The 10230-nt window shown below is 71.2% G+C and carries 8 protein-coding genes; all 8 read left to right on the top strand.

Annotated elements, in window-relative coordinates:
- The first annotated feature begins 276 nt into the window (after positions 1 to 276).
- The 8 genes from E1289_RS20320 to uvrB all read left to right on the top strand — a co-directional run bounded on the left by E1289_RS20320 (position 277) and on the right by uvrB (position 10227).
- Positions 277 to 1197 (top strand): polysaccharide deacetylase family protein, encoded by a 921-nt coding sequence (locus E1289_RS20320; RefSeq protein WP_243712978.1) that lies wholly within the window; start codon positions 277 to 279, stop codon positions 1195 to 1197.
- A gap of 237 nt (positions 1198 to 1434) precedes the next feature.
- Positions 1435 to 2931, top strand: coding sequence for a 30S ribosomal protein S1 (gene rpsA, locus E1289_RS20315; protein ID WP_131982444.1), 1497 nt, complete (start codon positions 1435 to 1437; stop codon positions 2929 to 2931).
- Positions 2932 to 3237: 306 nt separating this feature from the next.
- Positions 3238 to 5202, top strand: coding sequence for an endonuclease/exonuclease/phosphatase family protein (locus E1289_RS20310; RefSeq protein WP_131982442.1), 1965 nt, complete (start codon positions 3238 to 3240; stop codon positions 5200 to 5202).
- Positions 5203 to 5240: 38 nt separating this feature from the next.
- Complete coding sequence (locus E1289_RS20305; RefSeq protein WP_131982440.1) at positions 5241 to 5732, top strand: GNAT family N-acetyltransferase; 492 nt, start codon at positions 5241 to 5243, stop codon at positions 5730 to 5732.
- Positions 5733 to 5750: 18 nt separating this feature from the next.
- Positions 5751 to 6368, top strand: coding sequence for a dephospho-CoA kinase (gene coaE, locus E1289_RS20300; RefSeq protein ID WP_131982438.1), 618 nt, complete (start codon positions 5751 to 5753; stop codon positions 6366 to 6368).
- A 93-nt stretch (positions 6369 to 6461) separates the two neighbouring features.
- A complete protein-coding gene (locus tag E1289_RS20295; RefSeq protein WP_131982436.1) occupies positions 6462 to 6707 on the top strand; it encodes a hypothetical protein in 246 nt (81 codons plus the stop codon).
- 152 nt (positions 6708 to 6859) lie between these two features.
- The gene (locus tag E1289_RS20290; RefSeq protein WP_131982434.1) at positions 6860 to 8011 is read left to right on the top strand and encodes a histidine kinase; all 1152 of its coding nucleotides are present in this window, start codon (positions 6860 to 6862) and stop codon (positions 8009 to 8011) included.
- Between the two features lie 98 nt (positions 8012 to 8109).
- Positions 8110 to 10227 carry an excinuclease ABC subunit UvrB gene (gene uvrB / locus E1289_RS20285; RefSeq protein ID WP_131982432.1) on the top strand — a complete coding sequence of 706 codons (2118 nt, stop codon included), beginning with the start codon at positions 8110 to 8112 and terminating at the stop codon, positions 10225 to 10227.
- The last annotated feature ends 3 nt before the right edge of the window (positions 10228 to 10230 follow it).

The raw sequence follows: 10230 nt of genomic DNA, 5'->3' as shown, positions 1-10230 counted from the left end.
GGGGGTAGGCGAGTAGGTGTCCTTGTTGTCCCGGGAACCGTAGGCTGTCTCCGGGTCCTGTTGGGTCGACCGGCGGGGGGTAGCGTGCCTCTGCTTCACAAGATCGCTGGAGTTGTGATCGTCTGCGCCGTGGTCCTGGGGCTGACGCTTCCCGGGGAGCGGCGGGGGCGTGAGGAGAGGGACCCGGCCGGGCGGGCCGCTTCCCAGGCTTCGCCGGCCGCGGGGGCGGTCGAGGCGGGGGCCACCACGCCTGCGCAGGGGGGCGGGTCGCCATCGGTGTCGCCGAGTGGGCCCATCCCCGCGGCGGCGCCCGCGGCCGCGGCCGCCAAGGCGAACGAGCTCGGCCAGATACCGGTGCTGATGTACCACCGGATCGTGAAGAAGCCGGAACGGTCGCTGGACCGGTCGGTCAAAGAGCTCTACGACGAGCTGACGCGCCTGGCCGAGAGCGGCTACCAGCCGATCACGGCGGCCGAGTTCGTCAGCGGGCGGTTCAACGTCCCCGCCGGCAAGTACCCGGTGGTGCTGACGTTCGACGACAGCTCGCCCGACCAGTTCGCGCTCGACGCACAGGGCAATCCCGCGCCGGACACCGCCGTGGCGGTCATCCAGCAGGTCGCGAGCGAGCACCCCGGGTTCCGGCCGACGGCGACGTTCTTCCTGGTCGACGACATCTTCGGGATGGAGGACGAGCAGGCGTCCGCCGGGCTGAAGTGGCTCCGCCAGCACGGGTACGACGTCGGGAACCACACGAAGTCGCATCCCAACCTCTCGGGGCTGTCCGAGAAGAAGGTGCAGGACGAGATCGGCTCCCTGGAGGACCGGGTCGTCCAGCTCAGCGGGGCGCACACGGCGACCCTCGCCTACCCGTTCGGGGCCGTGCCCGGCAAGGAGCGGTGGGCGCGGAAGCAGGACGGCCGGTACTCCTTCCAGGGGATCTTCCTCGCCGGGTGGCGGCCGTCGGCATCGCCGTTCGACGAGGAGTTCGACCGGTGGAACATCCCCCGGATCCGGTCCGAGGGCAAGATCAAGGAGAACGACTGCAAGAAGTTCTGCTCGACGGCGTGGCTCGAACACCTGGACAAGCACCCGGCGGAGCGGTACACATCTGACGGTGACCCGAACACCGTGACGTTTCCCAAGGCGTCCGAGGACCGGCTGGCCAAGGAGTACCGGGGTCGGGCGCGGACATACTGACCGGCGCGCCGGAGCCGGATTGACCACGGGAGATTGGTCCCATATCCTGATCGCTGCGCTGTGGGCCTGCGCGAGCTTCGGACGGAGCAGGCTCGCGCTCGGTCAGGTCGGCGACAACGGTTCGGTGCACTGACGCGGCACGGTCCGCGTCCCTTTCCGGTCCTCGGCAGGGCGGAAAACGGCCCTCCGCGCAGTAACCAATACGACTTCACTGTCCGTACCGGAGCCAGCCGACACATGACGAGCAGCACCGAGGCCACCTCGACCACCCCGCAGGTAGCGGTCAACGACATCGGGTCCGAGGAAGCCTTCCTCGCCGCGATCGATGAGACCATCAAGTACTTCAACGACGGCGACATTGTCGAGGGCACTGTCGTCAAGGTCGATCGTGACGAGGTCCTCCTCGACATCGGCTACAAGACCGAGGGCGTCATCCCCTCGCGCGAGCTGTCCATCAAGCACGACGTGGACCCGAACGAGGTCGTCTCCACCGGAGACCACGTCGAGGCCCTCGTCCTCCAGAAGGAGGACAAGGAGGGGCGGCTGATCCTGTCCAAGAAGCGCGCCCAGTACGAGCGCGCCTGGGGCACGATCGAGAAGATCAAGGACGAGGACGGCATCGTCACCGGCACGGTCATCGAGGTCGTGAAGGGCGGCCTGATCCTGGACATCGGCCTGCGCGGCTTCCTGCCCGCGTCGCTGGTCGAGATGCGCCGGGTCCGCGACCTGCAGCCCTACGTCGGCCGCGAGCTCGAGGCCAAGATCATCGAGCTGGACAAGAACCGCAACAACGTGGTCCTGTCCCGCCGCGCCTGGCTGGAGCAGACGCAGAGCGAGGTCCGCCAGACCTTCCTCAACACGCTGCAGAAGGGCCAGGTCCGCAAGGGCGTCGTGTCCTCGATCGTCAACTTCGGCGCGTTCGTCGACCTCGGCGGCGTCGACGGGCTGGTGCACGTCTCCGAGCTGTCCTGGAAGCACATCGACCACCCCTCCGAGGTGGTCGAGGTCGGCCAGGAGGTCACGGTCGAGGTCCTGGACGTCGACATGGAGCGCGAGCGGGTCTCGCTGTCGCTCAAGGCGACGCAGGAAGACCCGTGGCAGCAGTTCGCCCGCACCCACCAGATCGGGCAGGTCGTCCCGGGCCGCGTCACCAAGCTGGTGCCGTTCGGCGCGTTCGTCCGCGTCGAGGAGGGCATCGAGGGCCTGGTGCACATCTCCGAGCTGGCCGAGCGGCACGTGGAGATCCCCGAGCAGGTCGTCCAGGTCGGCGACGAGATCTTCGTGAAGATCATCGACATCGACCTCGACCGGCGCCGGATCAGCCTGTCGCTCAAGCAGGCCAACGAGGGCGCCGCGAGCATCGAGGAAGAGGACTTCGACCCGACGCTCTACGGCATGCCGGCCGAGTACGACGAGCAGGGGAACTACAAGTACCCCGAGGGCTTCGACGCCGAGACCGGCGAGTGGCTGCCCGGCTTCGACGAGCAGCGCGAGACCTGGGAGCGGCAGTACGCCGAGGCCCGGTCCCGCTTCGACGCCCACCGCAAGCAGATCGAAGAGGCCCGCAAGGCCGAGGCCGAGGCCGGTGCCGAGCCCGCGTCCGGTGGTGGCGGCGGAGGCGGCGGCGGCGAGACGTCCTACTCCGGCGGCGGCGAGAGCGAGACCACCGGTGGCGCCCTGGCCACCGACGAGGCGCTCGCCGCGCTGCGGGAGAAGCTCTCCGGCGGCCAGTAACCCCATCCCCTCCTCCGGCGGACCGCGTGCGGCCCGCCGGAGGACGGGAAACCGGTGACGGCTCTCCGCCACCGCGGCCAACGGCCAAGGGGGCGAGACCGCCCCGTCGCCGCGGCCACCGACAATCCGAACACGCCCCAGGCACGGCCGGAGAACGATCTCGCGGGATCGGCCTCCGGCCGTGCCTCGGTTGCGTCACCATGATGTCGGGCGGCCGCGCGGCACCGGCGCTGCCCGCCGGCCCGTCACCACGCAGCGCCCACCCGTCCCGCAGGTCCGCTCGTCCCCCGGGGAGCACTCGTTCAAGTGGCCAGCACAGACGCCAACACCGACGCCGGCACCAGGACCGGCGGCCCCGCCGCGTCCGGCCCGTCCATCGTCCCGCCGGGCCCCGCGAGGCTCGCGCTCATCGCGGTCACGGTCGCGGTGCTCGCGCAGACCCTGCGGTTCGCCCTGCCCCAGCTCGACCATTTCGCCGACCGGACCAGCCCCGCCGTCGCCGCCGCCGGTGTGCTCGTGGTGTTCCTCGCCGGGTTCGCCGCGCCGGTGATCCGCCGCGCCGCCGGCTCCCGCGCAGTGCTGCTCGGCGCGGTCGGCGGCCTGTTCGCCGTCCGGCTGCTCGCGCAGGCCGTCGAGCCGCGCGTCTGGCTCGCGTTCGCCGCGACCGCCATCGGCATGATCGCCGTCGGGGCGCTGTACGAGGGCGCCCGCGGGCTGTCCGGCGTCGGGTTCGCCACCGCGACCGTCGCCGGCCTGTCCATCGACGCCGCGGTGCGGATGTGCTTCGCCACCTGGGACCCCGTGTGGCGCGGCGGCATCGGGCCGTGGCTGGCGTGCCTGGCGTTCGTCGCCCTCGGCGCCGCCGCGCTCTACCGGGAGATGTCGGCCGAGCCCGTCGCGGCGCCCGGGATCTCCTGGCGGGACGCGCTCGGCGCGGCCGCGTTCGGGCCGTTCCTGGCGCTGCAGGTGCTCATCCTGTCCAGCCCGGCGTTCGTGGCGTCGTCCGGATGGCTGTCACTGACCGCCGCGCACGTCACGATCATCGCCGGGCAGGGCCTCGCGCTGGCGTTCCTCGCGTCCGGCCTCGCCGTGCGGGCGGTCCCCGGCGGTGTGTGCGTGCTCGGCGGCACCGTCCTCGGGGTCGGCGCCGGTGCCGTCGCCGGGACGTACGCGCTCTCCGGCATCGAGGTCGTGCCCATCGTCATCCTCGGGCAGGTGCTGTCGGCGTGGCTGCTGGCGGTGGCGGTGCGGGCGCCGCTGCGCCGCGCCGGAGCCGGCGGGCCGGCCTGGCGGGTCGACGCCGGAGCCGCCCTCGGCGGCCTGCTGATCGCGCTGATCCTCGTCCCGTACCAGGTCAGCGCCATCTCCCCGCTGCCGTTCCCGAACAACGCCCTGCCGGGAATCGCCGGGATCGCGCTCGGCGCGCTCGCCGCCATCGCGTCCGCCCGCGGCGGCCCGCTGCCCGCCCGCGCTCCGCTGCGCGCCCTCACCGCCGGTGCCGCGGCGCTCGCGCTGCTGGCCGGCACCCTGGTGTTCACCGTCGCCGCACCGGACGGGAAGGCGCCCGCGCCGCCGCTGCCGGGCCACGTGCGGGTCCTCAGCTACAACATCCACGACGCCGTCAACCAGTCGGGACGTCTCGACCCGGAGGGCATCGCCCGCGTCATCGAGGAGGAGCAGGCCCAGGTCGTCCTGCTGCAGGAGGCCAGCCGCGGGTCGCTGCTGTCGGGCACCGCCGACGTCGGCGTGTGGCTGTCGCGGCGCCTCGGCATGAAGCTGATCTGGGGCCCGGCCGCCGACGGGCAGTTCGGCAACGCGATCCTGACATCGCTGCCGGTGCACAGCTCCGGGACGGGCCGCTGGCCGCGCGGCGACTGGTCGCAGATCCGCGGCTACGTCTGGGCGCGGCTCGGCGTCGGCGACACCACCATGGACGTGTGGTCGACGCACCTGGAGGGCGGCGAGAAGCAGGCCGACGAGCGCGCCCGCTCCATCGCGGCGCTGCTGCGGGCCTGGGGCGGTGCGCCCCGCACGCTGATCGGCGGCGACTTCAACGCCGGCCCCGACAGCCCGGAACTGGCCGCGATGACCGACGGGACCGACCTGCGCAGCACCGCGATCGGCGACGACACGTCCCCCACCAGGTCCGACGGCGCGCGCGTCGACTGGATCTTCGGGTCGGACGGCATCCTCGTCACCGAGTACGACGTGCCGGTGTCGGACGCCTCCGACCACTATCCGGTCGCGGTGACCGTCCGGATCGGGCGCTGAGCGGACCCGGCCCGCGTTCCGCCGCTAGGGTCGTGCCCATGAGCGAACCGAGCGTCGCGGTCGAGCGGGCCGGCCCGCGGGACGCCGGGGAGGTGCTGACCGTCCAGCGCGCCGCCTACGTCGCGGAGGCGCAGCTGTACGGCGACCCGTTCATCCCCCCGCTGGTCGAGTCCGCCGAACAGCTCCGGAAGGTGCTGGCGAGCGACGCGGTCGTGCTGAAGGCGGTGCTCGACGGGCGGCTCGTCGGGGCCGTCCGCGCCCAGTTCAGCGAGCACACCTGCCTGATCGGGCGGCTCGTCGTCGTCCCCGACCTGCAAGGACGCGGCATCGGGCGGCGCCTCCTCGCCGCGCTGGAGGACGAGGTGACCGGACGCGCCGACGCGTGCGTGCTGTTCACCGGCCACCTCAGCGAGGCGAACCTGCGCCTGTACCGTCGCGCCGGGTACTCCGAGACCCACCGGGAGCGCGTCGCCGCGCACCTCACGCTCGTCCACATGCGCAAGCCCCTCGTCCCGGCCGCAGCCGAGTGACCTACTAGGGTGAGGCCCGTGCTGAAAGTGGGACTCACCGGCGGAATCGGGTCGGGCAAGAGCGCGGTGTCGGCGCGGCTCGCCGAGCACGGTGCCGTGGTCATCGACGCCGACAAGATCGCCCGCGAGGTGGTCGAGCCGGGCACGCCCGGCCTCGCCGCGGTCGTCGAGGAGTTCGGCGCGGAGGTGCTCCTCCCGTCCGGCGGCGGCCTCGACCGCGAGCGGGTCGGCCGGATCGTGTTCAGCGACCCCGACCGGCTGGCGGCGCTGAACGCGATCGTCCATCCGCTGGTGGGGGAGCGGATGCAGGAACTCATGGACGCCGCCCCCGAGGACGCGGTCGTCGTGTACGACGTGCCCCTGCTGGCGGAGAACGGCCTGGCCCCCATGTACGACGAGGTCGTCGTCGTGGACGCCCCCGCCGACGTCCAGCTCGACCGCCTCGTCGCCCGCCGCGGCATGACCGAGGAGGACGCCCGCGCCCGCATGGCGAACCAGGCGTCCCGCGAGGACCGCCGCGCCGTCGCCACCCACGTCATCGACAACTCCGGCACCCTTGAGGACTTGCGGAACCAGGTGGACGCCCTCTGGAAAGCCCTCACCAGCCGCGCCGCACCGGATCGCACCCCAGGGTGATCGACTGTGCACGGAGAGTCTCCGCCTGTGGCAGGATGAGGTCATCGCCGTCCGGCGAATACAGGACCACGACGGAGAGGTAGCATCCCCCCCATGGCGTCTAAGCCTCTAGAAGAGGTCACCCTGGCTGACCTGGCCACCAAGGACGACCTCAAGCACCTTGTCACCACGGAACAGCTTGACAAGAGGATCAACCTGGTCAGGCGGGAGTTCAAGCAGGAGATCGGCTCGGCCGTAAACATGATCATGGGTGAGCTCGGGAAGATCGCCGCTCGCCAGGAGGAGCAGGGCAGGGTCCTGGCCCGCCTGGTCGCCGCGTCCGATGGTGTGGCTCGGTAGCGGCTCGGACATGACATCGCCCCTGGACCCCCCCTTCCAGGGGCATGCTTCGTCATGACCGGGCGGAGGTAGATCCGCGTCAAGCGACGGGTGTCGGTGACCTTCCTCATTGAGCGGTCCTGGTAGCCTGCCGCGCGCTATAGGCTCGTCGCATGCGCGTGCGGGGCTGGTGGTCGGCGGCGTGGCCGACGAAGCGTTCACGCGCGCTCGACGTCTCCCTGGCACTCGCGCTCGCCGTCGGTGACGGGCTGTTCCTGTGGTTCGCCGAGCAGGAGTTCTGGCTTCCGCCGTCCGTCGTCTCGTCATGCAGCGTCGTGCTCGGCCTGGCCACCGTCGTGCGGCGCATCCATCCCGTGGGTCTCGCACTGTTCCTGGTGACGTTCGGCACGATCACGGGCTCGGGAGCGTTCTCCGCGCTCGTCATCCTGTACTCGCTCGCCGCCTACACCACGTCCCGCCGGACGGTCGTGACCATCGCGGTCCTCGGCTACGTCACCTCGCTCGCCGTCGCCGCGCCCACGGCGTCGAAGGAACCCTTCATCGCGCAGGCGATCTTCAGTGTCGCGTTCACCGGCGTCCCGGTCCTGCTCGGGCTGTACATGGGGGCGCGCAAGCAACTCCTCGTCTCCCTCCAGGAACGCACCGCACGCCTCGAACGGGAACAGCACCTCCTCGCAGAGCGCGCGCGGGGCGAGGAACGGACGCGCATCGCCCGGGAGATGCACGACGTGGTGGCCAACAGGATCAGTGTCATGGTCGTGCACGCGGGCGCTCTCAAGGCGATCGCCGTGCGCGACCCGAAGCGGGCGGCGGAGACGGCCGGCGTCATCGGGGACATGGGGCGCCAGGCCCTGGAGGAACTCCGCCATGTCATCGGTGTCCTCAGGCAAGGCGAGGAGGCCCTACCCCAAGAGGCGCTGACCGTCGCCCACGTCCGCGACCTCGTCGGGCAGTCCGGTGCGGCCGGCCTCAGCGTCGACCTGTCGATCCGCGGCGACGAGCGTCCCATCCCCGCCGCCGTGGGACGGACGGTGTACCGCCTCGTCCAAGAGGCGCTCACCAACGTCCACAAGCACGCCGGCACGGCCGGTACCCGCGTCGACCTCGGCCTGCTACCGGAGGCGATCGAGGTGGAGGTCGCCAACGATCCGCCGGTCGCCCGGCCCGAGCACCGGCTGCCGAGCGGCGGCAACGGCCTGGTGGGCCTCCGCGAGCGCGTCACCGCCCTCGGCGGCACCTTCGAGGCCGGTCCCCGCGGCGGCGGCTACGCCGTCCGCGCCAGGATCCCGCTGCCCGCGTCCTGACCGGGTCGCCGGGCTTGCGACCTGCGCGGATACCGATTGTCGTAGCCGCTGCATACAGTTGGTGGAGCAGGCAGCCGATGGAACAGGGAGAGGCGACGATGCGGCCGATCACGGATCTGCGGCGCCGCGTGGCGCCGTTCGAGGTCATCACCGAGATGACGCCGTCGGGCGACCAGCCGCAGGCGATCGCCGAGCTGACCGCCCGCATCGAGGGCGGCGACCAGGACGTGGTGCTGCTCGGCGCCACCGGCACGGGCAAGACCGCCACGATCGCGTGGCTGGTGGAGAAGGTGCAGCGGCCGATGCTGGTCATGCAGCCGAACAAGACGCTCGCCGCCCAGTTCGCCAACGAGCTGCGCGAGATGCTGCCGAACAACGCCGTCGAGTACTTCGTCTCCTACTACGACTACTACCAGCCCGAGGCGTACATCCCGCAGACCGACACCTACATCGAGAAGGACTCCTCGATCAACGACGAGGTCGACCGGCTGCGGCACTCGGCGACCAACTCGCTGCTCACCCGCCGCGACACCGTCGTCGTCGCGTCCGTGTCCTGCATCTACGGCCTCGGCACGCCGCAGGAGTACGTCGACCGCATGGTGCGCCTCAGCGTCGGCCAGGAGATCGACCGCGACGACCTGCTCCGGCAGCTCGTCGGCATGCAGTACACCCGCAACGACCTCGCGTTCACCCGCGGTACGTTCCGGGTCCGCGGCGACACGATCGAGATCATCCCGCAGTACGAGGAGCTCGCCGTCCGCATCGAGATGTTCGGCGACGAGATCGAGAAGCTCGCCACCCTGCACCCCCTCACCGGGGAGCAGATCACCGAGGACGACGAGCTGTACGTCTTCCCCGCCTCCCACTACGTCGCCGGCCCCGAGCGGATGGAGCGGGCCATCCGCGACATCGAGGCCGAGCTGGAGGAGACCCTCGCCGTCATGGACCGGCAGGGCAAGATGCTGGAGGCGCAGCGGCTGCGCATGCGCACCGCCTACGACATCGAGATGATGCGGCAGGTCGGCACCTGCTCCGGCATCGAGAACTACTCCCGCCACATCGACGGCCGCGGCCCCGGCACCGCCCCCAACACCCTCCTCGACTACTTCCCAGAGGACTTCCTCCTCGTCGTCGACGAGTCGCACCAGACCGTCCCGCAGATCGGCGCGATGTACGAGGGCGACGCGTCCCGCAAGCGGATGCTGGTCGAGCACGGGTTCCGGCTGCCGTCCGCGATGGACAACCGCCCCCTCAAGTGGGAGGAGTTCCTCGACCGCATCGGCCAGACCGTCTACCTGTCCGCGACGCCCGGCCCGTACGAGATGGGCCGCGTGAAGGGCGACGTCGTCGAGCAGGTCATCCGCCCCACCGGCCTCATCGACCCGGAGATCGTCGTCAAGCCCACGAAGGGGCAGATCGACGACCTCATCCACGAGATCCGCGAGCGCACCGAACGCGACGAGCGCGTCCTCGTCACCACCCTCACCAAGAAGATGGCCGAGGACCTCACCGACTACCTCCTCGAACTCGGCATCCAGGTCCGCTACCTGCACAGCGAGGTCGACACCCTGCGCCGGATCGAGCTGCTGCGCGAGCTGCGCGTCGGCGAGTTCGACGTCCTGGTCGGCATCAACCTGCTCCGCGAGGGCCTCGACCTGCCCGAGGTGTCCCTCGTCGCGATCCTGGACGCCGACAAGGAGGGCTTCCTGCGCTCCGAGACGTCCCTCATCCAGACGATCGGCCGCGCGGCCCGCAACGTCTCCGGCCAGGTCCACATGTACGCCGACACGGTCACCCCGTCGATGGAACGCGCGATCGAGGAGACCAGCCGCCGCCGCGCCAAGCAGCAGGCGTACAACGAGGAGCACGGCATCGAGCCGCAGGCGCTCCGCAAGCGCATCGCCGACATCCTCGACTCCCTCGTCCGCGAGGAAGCCGACACCGAGACGCTCATCGGCGGCGCCGGCCGCCAGCAGAGCCGCGGCAAGGCCCCCGTCCCGGGACTCGCGTCCCGCACCAGGGAGGTGGGTCGGCACGCCGCCGACCTGGTCGGCGAACACCCCCGCGAGGACCTGGAGGCCCTCATCGAGCAGATGACCGCCCAGATGCACCAGGCCGCCACCGACCTCCAGTTCGAACTCGCCGCCCGCCTCCGCGACGAGATCAAGGAGCTCAAGCGCGAACTGCGCGACATGAAGGAGGCCGGGGTCCACTAGCCC

The sequence above is a fragment of the Actinomadura sp. 6K520 genome (assembly GCF_004349245.1).
Classification (GTDB): domain Bacteria; phylum Actinomycetota; class Actinomycetes; order Streptosporangiales; family Streptosporangiaceae; genus Spirillospora.
This window is presented reverse-complemented; position numbering and strand designations above follow the sequence as displayed.